Here is a 17,144-nt window from a genome sequence, read left to right as displayed (position 1 = left end):
TTAGTTGAAATTATTACAGGGTGATAGTTAATCTTCCAAAGTAATAAGCCCCTGCAGATCCTTGCTGGTATTGTGAGTATAGGTTAAAATCACGTAACTCGTATCTTAAGATTTCTGGGTATTCATTGAAGATGTTATTTCCTCCAATAGTAAGACTTAAGGCTTCGCTAAATTTATAGGTAACACCTATGTCTGTAGTGAATTCAGGTGTAAAAAACTGATCAGCATAACCTAGGGTTCCTTCAGGAACCAATGTTCGTAAGTTGTTATCTCTAGTCTGAACCGACCCAAAACGTGTACCTCTTAACATAGCAGAAAATTTACCAACTGAATAGTTAAGTGTTCCGATTATTTTTGAACTTGGCGTACCTGTTTCAAATTGACCGATAAGCGAACGGCTTACATAGTTTTCTTCTAATTGTTGATCTGTTAAGTTGGTATCTAAATCAGGTAGATTTACTCCTTCGAATTTGTTTTTTCTGAAAGTACCTGCTAACACAAGGCCAAGTTTACCTGCGCCTAAGTTAGTGTTGTAGTTAACAACTGCTTCAACACCTTGTGTACTTATGTCTCCACCGTTGATTCTAAAGCTAGCTAACCCGCTTCCAATGATCGGTTCTAGTGAAGGTGCTTCGGTTGAATCAAATTCTCCTGTTTCAAAAATTCTGTCAAATATGTCAATTTTATAGGCGTCAACTGTTATGTCAACTTTTCCAATTTTGGTCGTGAAACCTAAACTGTAGTTTCTTGATCTTTCTTCGGTTAAGGCGCTAATGCCCAAAGCGCGAGAGGCAGAACTGTTATTAGGATAAAGGGTGCCATCAAAAGGAACAAGGTCTACGAAGAACGTGTAACTATGCGAGTAGTTCAGTTCTTGTAAAGAAGGAGCTCTAAAGCCACTACTGAACGAACCTCTGAAAGAAAAGTTTTCACCAATTTTATAGCGCCCGGCTATTTTACCTGTCAATACATTTCCAAAATCAGAGTAATTTTCTACTCTAAGTGCACCGGATAACAGAAAATCTTCAGTAAAATCAAGCTCCATATCTACGTAAGCAGCCATAACTGATCTCCAGTTGTTACCTTCATTTTCAGGAGCATAACCTCTAAAACATTGACAGTTTAGTGCGTAGTTCTTTACCAATTCTTGACTTACACCTGCATACTCAAGAGATAAAGGGTTTCCAAATTCGTCTATGTAAGGACTTCCGTAAAGGTCTTCCAAAGGAAAACCATCTGGGCCAACAACTGCTTGGTTGTCTTCTGTAGCAGTAACAACACCGGCATCACCAGCTGTATAGCTTTCTTCCTGACCCGCTTGAATAATATAATTTTCAAATCTCAATTCTCCACCAAACGCAACGTTTAATCCAGATAGGATATCTTCATAAAAATGAGAGGCATCTAAGTTTATAGTGTTTTGTAAAAAGCTATGCGTACCAAGATTCATATCTGTTGGTGAGCCAGAGCCAATACTTGCATTCCAAGTATTGAACATTCCGTATTTGGCCCAGTTCGTGCCAAATGTGTTACTTAAATCAAAATCATAATCTCCGATCATACCTGTAATTCCAGTAGCAAGGGAGATGTTGTATTGGTCATTGTAAATTTGAGGTCTAAAACCGTTTGGGTACAAATCATAACTGGATCTGTCTGCTTGTGCGGATCTTCTGTAAAAACAGCTGTATGCATCAGAATATTGATAGCCAATATCTCCAAAAGCATAAAAATCTGATGTTTCTGTTAAAGGAGTTTCCATATTGAAAGCCAAACTCATATTCGTTTTAGCTGGTAAGCCAGAATATGAAGCCACATCAATTTGTTCAATATCTCTTGCAGACATAAGTCCTTGTACTGTTTGTAGGGAGCTAATAAGTCCAGCATCTCCGCTGGCTTGTGCGGCTATAAGTTCAGGGTTTGTAATAATTGGTGTCCCATTAGTTTGCGTTCTGTTGTTTGTTAAATAAGATTGGTCATATAAGGGAGCGCGCTCCAGAGACAATACACTTGGTCTCACTGTACGTTCCGCTTGTGCTAACATAACGGATGCATTAAAGTAGCCATCATTCTCAAATGCAATACCGTAATTACCATCGAATTGAAAGTTTTGACCATCCCAACCATCAAAAGATCTGTTGAGAGCTCTTTCATCTGCTGTCAATTCTGAATCGTCGTAACCAGGCTTATTAGTGTATGCACCGGCAGTTAAACTACCTTTAAATTCACCTGTTCCCTTTTTCATAACCATATTAATTACCCCTGCTATAGCATCAGAGCCATATTGGGCAGAAGCACCATCTCTAAGAATTTCAATTCGGTCTACTCCTACGGAAGGTATAAATCTCATATCCACACCGGGACCAGGAGTCCCCGTTTGATTACCAGCTAAAATAGCTGAAGAGTGTCTTCGCTTACCATTTACAAGAACAAGCATTTGACTAGATGCAAGCCCTCTAAGACTTGGTTGACTAACAAAAGAGGATAAATCACCCCCACCACTGGTAAATGCAGTAAATGAAGGGGCTGCCGCGGTTAGCATTTGAGATATGTCTTGTTGTGGCATGTTTATAGCTGCTTCAGCAATGTTGATTACATCAACAGGAACAGGAGTGTCTAATTTTGTCCTCCCTTGTCTCCTTGAGCCCACTACAATAGTTTCAAGTAGTTGTTCCGCGGCCATGACCAATGTTATCTTAATTGAAGTCTGACCGTTTACAGGGACCTCTTTGGTGGCATAGCCTAATGATGATACTACAAGAATAGCATCTGCTGGGGCATCTATAGTGTAATTACCATCAAAATCTGTTAGTGTTCCTTTAGTTGTGCCTTTAATTATAATATCTGTGCCAGGCAACACGACACCGACTTCATCTATTACCGATCCGGTAATGGTTGTCTCTTGACCGTACGATACGTATATACAGTTTAAAAATAAGAGTGATAGTATTAGAGCGTTCTTCATAAGTACAAGGTTTTGGTTGATACTAAACATTGTTCATTTGCCCAACCACACCTTCTCCATTTCGTGGGGGGACGGTGGTCAAATGCAGTTCTAAAGAAAAGTTCCGGATACTTTACTGCCGATAGTCATTTATTTATGACGTAACGACATGGCAATATTAGTGCGTCTTTTTGATTAAAAAAAATATGTAAACCTTTGTTAACCCTGTGTTTTAGGTAGTTATAAGATGATTATCTATCGAATAGGTAGATTTATTTTATTATATAATTAATATGGTAGCTTTCTCTTTTTTATGGTTCCAAAACCTATCAATCTGAAGAATTACACCTAAAAAAGCACTTTTATGACATCACAAATTACAAGCGCTCTAAATTTAATTATATTCATAAAAAAACGGATTTAATTAGTGAATTATATCTGTTTTTTCGAAATCATTAAACTATTTTTACTAAAATCATCCAAACGATGAAATATATTGAGTAATTATCAGTTGAGTAAGGTTGGCTGTTGATGGATGAGGATTAAAATGGAACCCTAAATAACCAAGAAAAAGACTACAAATGAGAGATAAACTTGATTCAGTAGACCATAAGATATTGACACTGCTATCCGGCGATGCGCAGATGCCATATACGGAAGTAGCAAAGAACGCCGGTATATCTCCAGGAACAGTGCATATGCGCACCCGAAAGATGAAGAATATGGGGGTAATTAAAGGTTCAACCTTAAGCTTAGACTATAGTAAAATGGGCTATAAGATGACTGTCTTTTTGGGAATCTATCTACGAGAGAGCTTTTTATATAAGGTGGTAATAGAAGAATTGACAAAAATTCAAGAAGTGGTCAAAATTCATCACAGCACGGGTAAGTACGATATATTCATTAAGGTACATGCTAAAGATAGTTTGCATTATAGGAGTTTATATCAAGAAGCAATACTAACTATAGAGGGTATTAGAGGTATAGAATCTTTTATATCCGTAGAAGAAAATATGAGTAGGCATATCAATTTTGAGAGTTGATGTAGCTTAGGTCCCGTATTCTTATGTAGTTCATAGTTCAAATCACAAGAATATGTTAAAATAAATACATTTCGTAACGATCTCATGAACCTGTCGTCTTTAAGGTAATTCATCAAATCATTTAAAACGATAAATCATGAGAAAAATTAGTTTAGTCTTGGTAGCTGCAATGCTACTTTCAATTGGTAATACTTTTGCTAACGACGGAGAAAATGAAAATCCTTCAAAAAGCTTAGCGGTACAAATTTCAGAGTTATTAAGTGACAATTCTTTAACGTCCACACATGTAGACATGACCGCTTTTGTAAGGTTCACGTTGAATGAAGAGCGTGAGATTGTAATTCTTACCGTTAATGCAGATAATGAGGTTTTGGAAATCTTTGTGAAAGAGAAACTTAATCACCAGAAAGTAAATGTGCAGGAATACAAAGTTGGCAGAACCTATACCATGCCTGTGCGCATAGCAGGCTAAACCCTGTTGCAAGAACTTTAATCCTGACTACGACTCATCATCGAACTCAGGATTTTTTTTTGTTCTTATATTTTACGTTCGAAACATCTTTGTTAATCCTTCTCTCTTGTTGGGTCTTGAAATCAGGTCTTTTTGTATGATTGACTTTAGCTTCAGGCTTAACTGTTTTCTTAGAAAGAACTTCTCCAGGAGTTTTAGGACTCTCTTTGGTGCCTCTTAGGTATATTACTAAACCATTTAAAAAGTTACGTAATACTTGGTCTCCACATTCCATATAATTAGGATGGTCATCTTTTCTAAAAAAGGCTCCTAATTCACTTTTGCTAATTTTGAAATCTACAAGTTTCAAAACATCAATTATATCATCATCCCTGAACATTAGGGCTACTCTAAGCTTCTTGAGTACATCATTATTAGTCATGGCCTTGAATTTTTTAGCAAGGTATTACAAATAACACTTAGAACCATAACCTTGTAAAAGAATCATAACTAGTTAAGTGTTAGCTAAACGCAATAAAATGACTTATTAAATTTAAAATGTCACATAAAAACAATTGTAAGTGACATTTAGTCACGTAAATAATTGTTAAATATGTCAAAAAGACATGTTTTTGGAATTGGTATATATTTTGACTTTAACCATCTGAAATTAAAGTTTAATTCAAAATATAAAAATCATGAGTGTAGTAAAGAGAAATAATTTAGCGTTCCCAGCATTAATGAATGAAATTTTCAAGCCTGATTGGTTTGGAGGTATGGAGAATACAAATGGAAACGCTCCTGCTGTTAACATTAAGGATAATGAAAAGAGTTTTGACCTTGAGTTGATTGTACCGGGCAGAAAAAAAGAAGATTTTAATATTGAAGTGGATAATGAACTTTTAACTATTTCGTCTGAATTTAAGAATGAAGAAGAAGTAAAAGAAGAAAATTATACGCGTCGCGAGTTTAGGTTTTCATCTTTTAAAAGGGCTTTTACGCTTCCAGAATCAATTAATGTAGATGCTATAAAAGCTGATTATGTAGATGGTGTTTTAAAGGTGGAATTACCGAAAAAAGAAGAAGCTTTGCCAAAACCAAAGCGCCTTATTGAGTTAAAATAGTTGTTAGATTGGTTGTTTTATCGTTAAGATAAAACGTTTCATAATCCCGATTTTAATCGGGGGATTTAAGTTTGGTTGGTTAGTTGGAGAAGCTCCTTGGATTCATTTTCAAGGGGCTTCTTTTTTCTGTTAAAGGAAGAATATTTTAACGGTAGGATTGCGTGTATAAATCTAATTGTTTACTTTTTTTAGGTAGTCATTTTAAAATCAAATACACGAAGCTGGTATGTGGATAATATGTGTTTTACAGTTATATTTTGAAGGAAAGATAAGGTAGTGCTATAACGTGATTTTGAGTATGAAATATCGCTATAAAATTGATTTTAGTCTTGTCTAAAAATAGGTGTTATATGATTGTTAATCAGATTTTAAAGGCGTTATAAGTGAACTTAATATTTAGCCTGGTAAGAAATTTGTCATTTTCAATAAAAAAGGCCAAAATCAAGCTTTTTCTTGAAGCAATTTTATCTCATCTCTTAGTTTAGCGGCTTGCATAAAATCAAGTTCTTTAGCGGCTTTTTCCATGGCCTTTCTTTTTTCTCGAACCAATTTTTCAGCTTGATCTTTTGTCAAATAATCGAGGTCAGGTTCGGCAGCTCTCATCTCTTCTTTTTGGAAATGATATGTAGAAACTGAGTTTTTTGAGAGTACACTATCCAAACTTTTATTCAGTGCTTTTGGCACGAGACCATGTTTCGTATTATAGGCAATTTGCTTTTCGCGACGGTAGTTTGTTTGGTCAATAGTCATCTGCATACTCGCTGTAATTTTATCGGCATACATTATGGCTCTTCCATTTAAATTTCTTGCTGCTCTACCAACGGTTTGTGTTAGTGATCTATTGCTTCGTAGAAAGCCTTCTTTGTCCGCATCTAAAATTGCTACCAAAGAAACTTCGGGTAAATCCAATCCTTCACGAAGTAGGTTTACTCCAATCAACACATCAAAAATACCTTTTCTAAGGTCTTGCATGATTTCTACTCTTTCCAGCGTATCAACATCACTATGAATATAACGGCAACGAACATTTATTCGTGTTAGATATTTGGCAAGTTCTTCGGCCATTCTTTTGGTCAAAGTGGTAACCAAGGTTCGTTCATCTTTCTCTACCCGTAATTGAATTTCTTCTACAAGGTCATCAATTTGGTTTTGGCTTGGTCTTACCTCAATAATAGGATCTAATAACCCTGTTGGTCTAATTACCTGTTCTACAAACACCCCTTGACTTAGTTCCAACTCATAATCTGCAGGAGTAGCACTCACATAGATTGCCTGGTTTTGAAGGGCTTCAAATTCTTCGAATTTTAAAGGGCGGTTGTCCATAGCCGCAGGAAGTCGGAATCCGTAATCTACTAAATTCACTTTTCTAGAACGGTCACCACCATACATGGCGTGTACTTGGGGTATGGTTACGTGACTTTCATCAATAACCATTAAATAATCATCTGGAAAATAATCTAAAAGACAGAAAGGTCTAGTACCTGGTTGACGACCATCCAAATAACGCGAATAGTTTTCAATACCAGAACAATAGCCCAGTTCACGAATCATTTCTAAATCAAAACTGGTGCGCTCTTCAAGGCGTTTTGCTTCAAGCGGTTTCCCTATTTCCTTAAAATAGTCTACCTGCTTTACCATATCATCTTGAATTTGATGAATAGCGCCTTGGAGAATGTCAGGAGAAGTAACGAACATGTTGGCAGGGTAGATGTTCAAAGTTTCGTAAACCTCAATTACATTATTGTTAAAAGGGTCAAATGCTTCTATTTCTTCAACTTCATCACCAAAAAAGTGAATACGGAAAGCATGATCGGCATAACTAGGAAAAACATCAACTACGTCTCCCTTTACCCTAAAATTACCATTTCTAAAATCAGCCGTAGTTCTCGAGTAAAGACTCTGCACCAGTTGATGTAAAAACTTGGTACGTGCAATTACTTGGTCTTTTTTAATTGTGATAACGTTCTTTTGAAATTCCACAGGGTTTCCAATACCGTACAAACAAGAAACGGAAGCCACCACCAGAACATCACGACGCCCGGAAAGTAAAGATGAAGTAGCACTCAAACGTAACTTTTCAATATCTTCATTTATAGAAAGATCTTTCTCTATATAAATTCCGGATGAGGGTATAAAAGCTTCCGGTTGGTAATAATCATAGTAAGAGACAAAATACTCAACCGCATTTTCTGGAAAAAACTGCTTGAATTCAGAATACAACTGCGCAGCAAGTGTTTTATTATGGGCAAGCACTAGGGTAGGGCGTTGTACCTCTTCAATGACATTGGCTACGGTAAAGGTTTTACCGGAACCAGTAACGCCCAATAGGGTTTGGTACTTTTCGCCGGCTTCCATTCCCTCTACAAGTTGCTTTATAGCTTGTGGCTGATCGCCCGTTGGTTTGAATTCTGAGACTACTTTAAATTTCATCCTTTAAAATTACGAAAGAAGAGTGATTTAAAGTGACTGGATTGAAATATTCTGGGTAACTATCGCTTTAATGTAAAGTGGCCAGTTATTACTTCTTTGTTCTCGACACTTTCAAATCTATACCAATAATCTGAAGATGGTAAAGGTTTGCCATTGTAAGTCCCGTCCCATGTGTTGTCCAGTGAGTTCGTTTGGAACACTAATTTTGCATAGCGGTCAAAAATACTTAATGTACCTCCTGGAGAACAGACATCTGTAATGGGAACATAATTGTCATTCGCTCCATCATTATTTGGTGTAAAGAAATTAGGAAAATCAATTGTACATGAGATTTCAGGTTCTGGTGTTTCTTCGCATAATAAGGGGTCTATCGTTATAGTAAAACTGTTTTCATTAGAACAAGATGTAGATTCATTGTAAATATAAACGGTCAGGGATACGTTTATGATATCACCTGCAAAAAGCTCGGTACCTGTACCGTTGGTTTGGGTAAAGTAATTGCCATTGTTGAGAATAGGTAGAGCGTAATTCTCGCAAACCTCCACATCTAAAATGCTATCGATTAGGGTAGGACTATCTATTTGAATATTAAAGTCATTCTCGTTTGAACAACCACTTGTTCCGGCATACACGTAAAGAATTTGTGATGCTGTTATTATGTCCCCGGCACTTAATTGTGTGCCACCTGCATTTGGATAGGTATAGTAGTAATTGAAATTAGAAAGTGTTGGTAATGTATAGCTCTCGCAAGCAGTAACATCTTGTGGGTTATCCGCTAGTGTAGGACTATCTATTTGGATATCGAAGCTGTTTTCATTTGAACAACCACTTACTCCGGCATACACATAAAGTATTTGGGATGCTGTTATTAAATCTCCTTCATTTAATTGCGTACCTCCTGCATTTGTATCGGTATAATAGTAATTGTCATTTGAAAGTATTGGTAATGTATAACTCCCGCAAGCAATAAAATCTTGTGGGTCATCTACAATTGGCGTAACACAACCAATATTTAAGGTAATATCGTTTCGCACCAATGTTAGGTCTGTAACGATATCACTTGTTATTTCCGCATGATATACACCTGTATCAGTAGCCTGAACATTGTTTAGTGTTAGTGAAGGACTATCGGGCGCATCCGGAATAGCGACACCATCTTTGAACCATTTATAGTGGTTTTGAGCGCCGCTAACTGTTGTTATTAAGGTGATATTCTCGCCTATGTTACGGGATAAAGTCTCTATTTCGTTAACTTTTGACTGAGGATTATCACTAAATATTGGGAGATTGATACTATACTGGTCGAATTGATTTTCAAAATCACCAAATTGAAAACGGTTATCGCCAAATTCCAGTCTATAAAGGTTTGTGTTCGTCGTGAAATTGGGAATAGTGTTTTCTAATTGGTTACCATTTAAAGTTAATATTTCTAAAAAATTAAGATTGGATAAACCTTGTTGAATTTGTCCGTCTAATTGGTTTTCATTTAGATAGAGGTACCGTAAACTAGATAAATTACTAATTTCAATAGGGATTGGACCATTTATTTGTGTTTGTCGGATAGATAAGAAAAATAGATTGGAAAGATTTCCAAGTTCTGTAGGAATATTTCCGATTAAATCTTGTCGCCCTATACGGAGGTATTCTAGTTCGTTAAGGTTACCAAGTTCTATAGGTATTATGCCTGTTAGTTCGTTTCCATCCAGAATAAGTGTTTTGAGCTCAGTTAGGTTTCCGTATTCTGGATAAATAAAGCCTGTAAAATAATTGCTTCCTAAACTCAGGTATGAAATTGCCGACATTTGGGTTATCTCTACGGGAATTTCACCCGTAAGCGCGTTGGCGTTAAGATTTAGTGTTTTTAAGTTACTCAAGGTTGTTAAAGACAGGGGAATTTCGCTAGTAAATTGATTGAATTCTAATTGTAAGGTTGATAACTCCTTAAGGTTACCAATATTATCGGGCAAAAAACCATTAAAGTTATTTTGAGCAAGATTCAATACCTGAAGTTTGTCTAAGGAAAAAAGAAAATCAGGAAATGGTCCGGTAAGTTCTCCAGCCATGAGGTCTAACCAAACCAATTCTTTTAAATCTTTCATTTCGTCAGGTAATATACCTGTAAGATTGTTGTTCCCGGCTGATGTGTTGATGGTATTCAGGTCAATACCGATTACATTTACACCATTAATGGTAATGCCAAACCAGTCATCCGTAACCAGTCCAGTAAAATCCCAGTCGTTGGTAAGGTCGGCATCATTTTCACTTACCCAATTTGGTCCATCAGTTGCATTATAAAATGCCAGTAGTGCCGCTTTTTCCACAGGAGTTACTTGGGCTGACATAATTCCGAACATTCCGGAAAAAAATAAAAGAATTAATAATTTGGTCATCGACTTATAATTACTTTATCATAAAAAGATCATTAGAAATTTAAGATAAATGTTGTAAATCTATTCACGTTAGACTCCGGTATTATTTGTGATTTTTTTAATCTAGAAAAAACCATGCAATATATTCATATGTGGCATTTAATCTCTACTAGAATTTTCTTACTTGGATTAATAAGAGCATTAATGGACGAATGCACCTATTATAGCTGAATGATTAATATATAAACTTTACTTGAGAATGCGTTGTTTTCAATCTTTTAATAGATGAAAAGGATAAATTGGGTTTTACTTTATTGCTGCCAGCTGATTAGCTGAATATTTGAACTTTGAGACTACTTTAAAATTACAAAAGAACTACGACCTATTGCGGCTGGATTGAAATTTTTGGTGAAGCTATCGCTTTAGCGAGAAATGCCCTTTAAACTCTTTGCCATTCTCTAAGTTGATTCTAAACCAATAGTCAGATGAAGGGAGTGGCTGTCCGTTCATTAATCCATCCCAGCCAATAGAGTTAGAGTAAAGTTGTTTTACAAGTTTTCCGTAGCGATTATAGATGTTAATTACTTGGTCTCCAAAATTGGCATTTACCCCAATTACCTGCCACATATCGTTAGCACCATCTCCGTTAGGGGTAAAGAACTTGGGGAATCCAATGACTGAAATTTCTTTTTCTGTAACACCACAACCGTTTGTGTCACGTACAAAAACTGTATAAAAGCCAGCTTCTACATTATCAAACCTGGGCTCACTTTGGTAATTTTCGCCGTTAAGGGAATACTCGTAATCTCCGTCTCCGCTTACTTTTATCTCCACAATATTGTTGTTGAAAGATTCTTGAATGATGACGTCGTCAATGATAACAGGAATTGAAGGGCTAACTAGAAAATCTGTATAGGTAAAACAGCTAGAGGTTTGATTGCTATTTTTATATTGAATTTCAACCTCTAATCTATAGCTTCCGGCTTCGTTAATACGTACTTGCTGCTCATTACTAATTTCTTGGGCTAATCCTCCATCAACCTTAAGCCAACTATAGCCATCAAAACCTTCCGGAGCATTAATTACCAAAGGCTCTCCGTCCGTACATACCATATAACTTTCTTCTAAAGTTAGTTCGGGTGGTGTATTTACTACGAGTTCTATTTCCTCCACAGTATTACATTGATTATTAGTCTCTAGACGCGTATATAAAAATGTTGAGGTTGTTCTGTAATTTCCGTCAAGCGGATTTTGTTCTAAAGAAGCATCTTCTAAACTTTCATAGAAAGCTACATCCATTCCGGAATAGGTATTCAGGCGGATAGTTTCTAAATCAAAGGTACTTTCAGGAAACTCATCTGCAGGATTTTCTGCGCATGCTACTACTGGGCTAATTTTATTTAGGCTTACGGTTGTTGGGTTCACTTCAATTGCTATTTTACCTAAACTATCACAATTATTATCATCAATTTTATAAAAAATAGTTGCGTTAAAGGGAGTGGTATTGGTGTAGATGTTTGGATTTGCAATGGAATTGTCTGCTGTCCGGTCAGCTTCCGTTTCATAATACGAGATAGATGTAGGATCTGCATTTGGAAAGGATTGGTTTAAATCCATTTTAGTAATACCATCTGTTGAATTGTCCTGATCTACATCGCATTGAACTAGATTAACGGTTGCTGGAAATTCAGAAGAATTAAGGTTTAGGGAAATAGGGTATGTTATATAGCAATCGCTAGATAAATTAGAGGTAACGCGTGCATAAATTGTTGTACTAGGCGAAGAAAAAATAGGATTAGTAATCTGACCTGTGTTTGCGACTGCTGCATTTTCATCAGGATGTAAAGTCAACTCATATGCTGAACTATTGCCTATTGCATTTTCAGCGTCTAAAATAATATCATTTACCGAAAAATCTACTTTTCCGTCACGATCGGTATCACAAATGGCGTAGCTCAAATCTGGAGGGTTATCAAATGATGTAGATTGTATTTCAAAATCAACAATTTCAAAGCAACCATTGGGATTCGTTACCCGAACGAAAATAGCATTTTCAGTACCAGTATAGGTAAATTGAGTAGGGTCCGCAATGTAGTTTGTACCGTCAAAAGCATTTCTATATGTGGTGAAATATAAAATGTTTGCAGTAGTGCTAGTGGTTATTGAGGCTTCATCTTCTGTCAAATCAATTAAAGTATTGTCAGATGATGTGCAGATTTCAATATTTTCTGGTTGTGTAACAGCAGGAGAGGGTAGGAAACCAGCGGTACCTGTCCATTCCAAATTAAAACCACCATCGCCATTAGGTCTGTCAACCAGAATGTAATACTGTTCTCCTGCAGCAACGGTAATGGAAGAAACAAAACTATTCCCATTTGGTCCAGGACCTTCGTTTTGATCTATTTCGGTTTCGCTTAACCCTGTAATATTATAATCTAAAGAGGCTTGAAGAGGGTTTGTGGTTGAACATCGTATGGGGCTTCCTAAATTCTGACAATTGCTGTTAGGGCCAAAAATGAAAAAGTCATAATCTACTTCTGCGTCGTTGTCCTTTGGTTGAATTGTAAAAGAAAGAGAACCACCAACAGCGACACTAACACTTAGCCATATGCTATTAACTTCTTGGTTTACACAAGGGTTTGTAGCGGCATCTAATTCTTGTGTTCCAAAACCTGAAGCATTACTAGAAATATTGCTGTTACCACAAACAACAATAGCATCAATACAATCATTTGCTTGCTGAGAAATAACCGTGAAACATGTCAAAATAAAAGTTAGTGAAAAGAAGAATTTCATAGTGTTCAATTATGTTCTAAAGCTGAATATAATCGAAAGGTTATAGCACTAATAATTCTAACTAATAAATACTAGAAAACTGCGACTTATTTCTACTGGATTACCAGTAGAAAACTATGTAAAGAATCTTCTATAAATCTCGTTTTTTCAAAAGTGCGTAAGACCCATAAATAAAAATGGCCGTCCAAGCTAGGACAATTAATATTTCATACCAATGCACGTGATAATTCAGTACAACTTCTTCGCCCATTTGGTTTACGGCAGTTTGTACGGCACTTAATCTGGTAAAAGGTTCTTTAATGAGGTTCCACATGGCGTTTAAGGGAAAGAAACCCATAACTATATCAGTAGTTTCGGCATCAAAGAATCGCCATCTGATGATTCCGCGAATAAACGTTTCAAATACTTGCCATAAGATTAGAAAACCCAATGCAAAAGCCGACCTTTTTACTAAAATACCTAAGAACAGACAGAAAGAGAAAAAACCGACTAGCTTCACGAAAAAGGCTAAAAGGAACTCTAATCCTGAGAAAATGATATTGATTTCAGTAAAATTGGAGTAAAAAAGACCTAAAACGAGCGAAACTGCAAAAACAAAAACTGTTGAAATTAAAGCGAAAGTAACAACGGTCAGAAATTTAGAAAGGATAAATTCCTTTTTGGAAAGACCGTCAATTAAATTCTGTTTAATAGTCTTGTTACTGTATTCGTTAGCCATCATGGATACGATAACAATGGCTAGAAACAATTTAAAAAATGCTGTTATAAAAGCATTGAAGTGCCATATGTAGGGAAAGTTGAAGATTCCCTGCTCGGCTAAGTGAAATTTTATTGGACCAATATCAAACTTTACCGCAGCCACCAAAGCAATAGAGGTAAGCAGTACAAAGTACGCCAGAATCAGAACTTTACTAGCCCTGTTGTTCCACAATTTTATGAATTCTATTTGAAGGAGTCGTGTCATGGCTTTTAGTTGGATTGGTTTTTGGTCAAGGTCAGGAATTGCTCTTCTAGGCTTTCTTTTCTTTTAACTAGGTGAGATAGTGTTATACCTTGGTCAAACAGCGTTTTGTTAAGTTCGCCGGCATTCATCTCTTCTTTTAAAATGGCAGTGATGCAGCCATTTTCCAACTTTATTTTTCCGAAGCTTGCATGTTTTTCTAAATAGCTTTTTAAGTTATCTAGGTTATCAGTTTTTAATTCAAAAAAACCATGACTTGCTAACAAGCCGTCTACACGGCCGGAGTATAATTTTTCTCCTTTTCTTAGGATGATAACATGGCTACAGACTTTTTCAACTTCGTCCAAAAGGTGCGATGCCAATAAAATGGTCGTGCCTTGAGAAGCTATTTTTTTAATGATTTCCCGTATTTGATGAATCCCCTGTGGGTCTAAACCATTTGTAGGTTCATCCAAAATTAGAATTTCAGGGTCGTTCAATAGGGCGGAGGCGATGGCTAACCGCTGCTTCATACCCAAAGAATAGGTTCTGAACTTGCTATTTTTTCGGTCTAATAAACCAACAAGCTCTAGTTTTTCTTCAATTTTCTCTTCACTAACCTCCTTTATTTTACAAACCAATTTCAGGTTTTGAAGCGCGGTCATGTACGGATAGAAGTTGGGTCTTTCAATAATGGCGCCCACTTTCTTTAAGGCTTGGTGAGTGGTTGTTGTACCATCAAACCAAGCAAAATCTCCTTGTGTGGCATTTACAACATTTAAAACAATACCTAGAGTAGTAGATTTACCGCTTCCGTTTGGTCCAAGAATGCCGTAGACGTTTCCTTTTTCAATGGTAAAAGAAAGGTCTTTGACAGCCGTTAGATATCCAAACTTTTTGGTGAGATGATTAACTGTTAGAATGGTGCTCACGTCAAGTGTTTTTTTTGATTGATTATACCTACTTGACGAGAAACTTGTTACAATGTTACACTAAAAGATTAATTTCTATTTACGCGATAGGTAATTCTTCTATTCGTTATTACAGTAGTAGGGGTACTCTTGTTTACTGTTACCGTTTCGGAAGGGTCGTCCGTAGTGATATTTGAGTCAATTTGGTCTTGGCTGTTGGTTACCGTATTTGTATAGTTGGCGGTCGTAGAATAAATGTTGTCTAAACTGGCCCTAGTGACCAAAGTCAAAGTTTCTAAATCACCGGAAGTCATGCCCCCAACATTCCAATTAGGATAAGTGAATGTTCCTTTGGATATGGAAGAGGAAATTAATTCTAGGCCTGGAGGTAGAACATCTGTTAAAACTAGGTTGGTGACTGGGTCTATTCCTAAAGTTTCAACGGTAATTGTAAAAGTGACCGTATCTCCTTCGGTAACCGTATTTTGGTCTGCATCTTTGCTTAGAATAATGTCTGGATCGCAATAGTAAGCGGTTAAAGGTTGTGAATCATAAGTACAACCTCCTTTTGTAACCCGTACGTAATAATCGCCGGCATTGGTTGGTGTATAAGTAGAATTATTTGCACCTGCAATAAGGACACCGTTTTCAAACCATTGGTAATCATCAAAATTGGGGTCAGTAACCTCTACTTCTGCGGTTGGCAAGCAACCACCACCTGTAACTTGTAGGTCTACTGCCGGTACGGTGTCAAAACCTGAGAAATATCCAGCAATACCTCTTGCACCACTAAAACCTATAAATCCAACTGCTATTGGCCCGGTTGATTCTATGGTTACATCTCCTGTTAATCCTGCAACATAATAAGTTTTCCATAAGCTTGTTCCAGCAACAGCGGAAGGCGCTGGTAGGGCTATTGGTCCACTACCGTCCGTTACTGTAATGTTGGCATCTGGGGTAGTGGTAGAGGCAATTAGAGTTACCCCACCGGTCATAGTTACTCCAGCGGCATCTTCTATATGCGTAATATTATCTACTGTATCTGGTAATAAGCAATTTACAGGAGCAATAAAATTTAGTCCTTGGGTATAAATAGCACTTGCACCCGCCATTAATTGATAGGCATAGGCATCTTTAGAAGTGGTTACATACATATTTCCTCCTGCAGAAGAAACCGAGTAATTGTTTTCAGGTATTTCAAAATAATCACCATCGTTTATAGTAGCGATAGCTGTGGTACTTCCGTTTACATAAATATTTGTACCGTTTTGAGTACCGATTATTATTGGTATTTCTGTTTCACTTGTTCCATTTCCTCTAATAAAAACATATTCTTTTCCCAGTTTATTCTGAGGTACCGGTTGGTCAATAGCAGCATCTCTACCACTGTAACCAACCCTGGCTCCAGTATTAAGACCACCGTTACTTATAACTATAGGGTTATTGGAAATTACATCCGCCCCCAGCCAACCATCTGCATTAGCGGGAGTTTCTGCAACATATGCCTCGAATACAAAAGATTCATTGGCATCTAAATTTATGGTATAAGAATCGGCTATTATACCATCTCTATCATTTCCTAATCTAAACTCACAATCTGGATCATATCCTGAAACCGTTACTGTAGTGCCATCTTCAGTAGCCATTATGCCTAGTGAATTCGTTAAACTCGCTTGAGTTCCTCTATTAGGAGTTCCTCCCCACTTAAAATGGTTTCCCATTGCTTGCCTTCCTTTACTCGTTAAGGAAGTTGCTTGTGAGCCAGATCTACCTCTATAATTCGCATAGAATTTTTCTCCACCAGGAGCTTCTAAACGTAAACCACCAATAGTTAAAACAACACCAGTATTACCATTACTCATCATTGTAATATCATTGTCGCCATTGGGTAGTGCTATTTCTTGAGGTGTAGTTTTAGATAATGTAGTTGTACTATAAAGAGTGGTAGATGTACCTTGATAAATGTTTACAGTAAACGCTGTGGTTTCTGGACTGGATAAATAAATACTTTGTTGGGTAACTGCTTGGTTGTTGCCACCTTGTTTTAATGGCGGCAAATAGTGAAGGTCGCTCAACTGGGAAAACCCAGCAGCGGAAACCATCATGATTAAAAATAATAAAATTAACTTTTGGTTCATT

The 17,144-nt window shown here is 36.8% G+C and carries 11 protein-coding genes; 3 read left to right on the top strand and 8 right to left on the bottom strand.

Features of this window, described 5'->3' with window-relative positions; translation table 11 throughout:
• Positions 1-13: 13 nt before the first annotated feature.
• A complete protein-coding gene (locus HW347_RS12550; RefSeq protein ID WP_214612185.1) occupies positions 14-2,962 on the bottom strand; it encodes a TonB-dependent receptor in 2,949 nt (982 codons plus the stop codon).
• Positions 2,963-3,522: 560 nt separating this feature from the next.
• On the opposite strand from HW347_RS12550, the gene HW347_RS12545 reads away from it, so the two are divergent.
• Positions 3,523-3,984 (top strand): Lrp/AsnC family transcriptional regulator, encoded by a 462-nt coding sequence (locus HW347_RS12545; RefSeq protein ID WP_214612184.1) that lies wholly within the window; start codon positions 3,523-3,525, stop codon positions 3,982-3,984.
• 136 nt (positions 3,985-4,120) lie between these two features.
• The gene (locus tag HW347_RS12540) at positions 4,121-4,456 is read left to right on the top strand and encodes a hypothetical protein (RefSeq protein WP_214612183.1); all 336 of its coding nucleotides are present in this window, start codon (positions 4,121-4,123) and stop codon (positions 4,454-4,456) included.
• A gap of 46 nt (positions 4,457-4,502) precedes the next feature.
• Here the strand turns inward: HW347_RS12540 and HW347_RS12535 are convergent, their stop codons facing one another.
• Complete coding sequence (locus HW347_RS12535; RefSeq protein ID WP_214612182.1) at positions 4,503-4,877, bottom strand: DUF1456 family protein; 375 nt, start codon at positions 4,875-4,877, stop codon at positions 4,503-4,505.
• Between the two features lie 256 nt (positions 4,878-5,133).
• Between HW347_RS12535 and HW347_RS12530 the strand changes: the two genes are divergently transcribed.
• On the top strand, positions 5,134-5,559 hold the full coding sequence (locus HW347_RS12530) for an Hsp20/alpha crystallin family protein (RefSeq protein WP_214612181.1): 426 nt from the start codon (positions 5,134-5,136) through the stop codon (positions 5,557-5,559).
• Between the two features lie 441 nt (positions 5,560-6,000).
• Here the strand turns inward: HW347_RS12530 and uvrB are convergent, their stop codons facing one another.
• The 6 genes from uvrB to HW347_RS12500 all read right to left on the bottom strand — a co-directional run bounded on the left by uvrB (position 6,001) and on the right by HW347_RS12500 (position 17,143).
• Positions 6,001-7,989 carry an excinuclease ABC subunit UvrB gene (gene uvrB, locus HW347_RS12525; RefSeq protein WP_214612180.1) on the bottom strand — a complete coding sequence of 663 codons (1,989 nt, stop codon included), beginning with the start codon at positions 7,987-7,989 and terminating at the stop codon, positions 6,001-6,003.
• Positions 7,990-8,048: 59 nt separating this feature from the next.
• On the bottom strand, positions 8,049-10,331 hold the full coding sequence (locus HW347_RS12520) for a T9SS type B sorting domain-containing protein (protein ID WP_214612179.1): 2,283 nt from the start codon (positions 10,329-10,331) through the stop codon (positions 8,049-8,051).
• Positions 10,332-10,772: 441 nt separating this feature from the next.
• Positions 10,773-13,154, bottom strand: coding sequence for a T9SS type B sorting domain-containing protein (locus HW347_RS12515; protein ID WP_214612178.1), 2,382 nt, complete (start codon positions 13,152-13,154; stop codon positions 10,773-10,775).
• Positions 13,155-13,284: 130 nt separating this feature from the next.
• A complete protein-coding gene (locus HW347_RS12510) occupies positions 13,285-14,118 on the bottom strand; it encodes an ABC transporter permease (RefSeq protein WP_214612177.1) in 834 nt (277 codons plus the stop codon).
• 5 nt (positions 14,119-14,123) lie between these two features.
• On the bottom strand, positions 14,124-15,026 hold the full coding sequence (locus HW347_RS12505) for an ABC transporter ATP-binding protein (RefSeq protein WP_214612176.1): 903 nt from the start codon (positions 15,024-15,026) through the stop codon (positions 14,124-14,126).
• A gap of 68 nt (positions 15,027-15,094) precedes the next feature.
• Positions 15,095-17,143: a DUF11 domain-containing protein gene (locus HW347_RS12500; RefSeq protein WP_214612175.1), complete on the bottom strand. Its 2,049-nt coding sequence runs from the start codon at positions 17,141-17,143 to the stop codon at positions 15,095-15,097.
• Position 17,144 lies beyond the last annotated feature (1 nt).

Source organism: Zobellia barbeyronii, assembly GCF_018603515.1.
Taxonomy (GTDB): domain Bacteria; phylum Bacteroidota; class Bacteroidia; order Flavobacteriales; family Flavobacteriaceae; genus Zobellia; species Zobellia barbeyronii.
The sequence above is the reverse complement of the archived record's forward strand: the minus strand, read 5'-3'. Positions and strand labels throughout refer to the sequence as shown.

What these genes read in the sequence shown, in the direction of transcription:
- HW347_RS12550 (WP_214612185.1), bottom strand. Translation starts at nt 2,962, where the DNA reads ATGAAGAACGCTCTAATACTATCACTCTTATTTTTAAACTGTATATAC.
- HW347_RS12545 (WP_214612184.1), top strand. Translation starts at nt 3,523, where the DNA reads ATGAGAGATAAACTTGATTCAGTAGACCATAAGATATTGACACTGCTA.
- HW347_RS12540 (WP_214612183.1), top strand. Translation starts at nt 4,121, where the DNA reads ATGAGAAAAATTAGTTTAGTCTTGGTAGCTGCAATGCTACTTTCAATT.
- HW347_RS12535 (WP_214612182.1), bottom strand. Translation starts at nt 4,877, where the DNA reads ATGACTAATAATGATGTACTCAAGAAGCTTAGAGTAGCCCTAATGTTC.
- HW347_RS12530 (WP_214612181.1), top strand. Translation starts at nt 5,134, where the DNA reads ATGAGTGTAGTAAAGAGAAATAATTTAGCGTTCCCAGCATTAATGAAT.
- uvrB (WP_214612180.1), bottom strand. Translation starts at nt 7,989, where the DNA reads ATGAAATTTAAAGTAGTCTCAGAATTCAAACCAACGGGCGATCAGCCA.
- HW347_RS12520 (WP_214612179.1), bottom strand. Translation starts at nt 10,331, where the DNA reads ATGTCAGCCCAAGTAACTCCTGTGGAAAAAGCGGCACTACTGGCATTT.
- HW347_RS12515 (WP_214612178.1), bottom strand. Translation starts at nt 13,154, where the DNA reads ATGAAATTCTTCTTTTCACTAACTTTTATTTTGACATGTTTCACGGTT.
- HW347_RS12510 (WP_214612177.1), bottom strand. Translation starts at nt 14,118, where the DNA reads ATGACACGACTCCTTCAAATAGAATTCATAAAATTGTGGAACAACAGG.
- HW347_RS12500 (WP_214612175.1), bottom strand. Translation starts at nt 17,143, where the DNA reads ATGAACCAAAAGTTAATTTTATTATTTTTAATCATGATGGTTTCCGCT.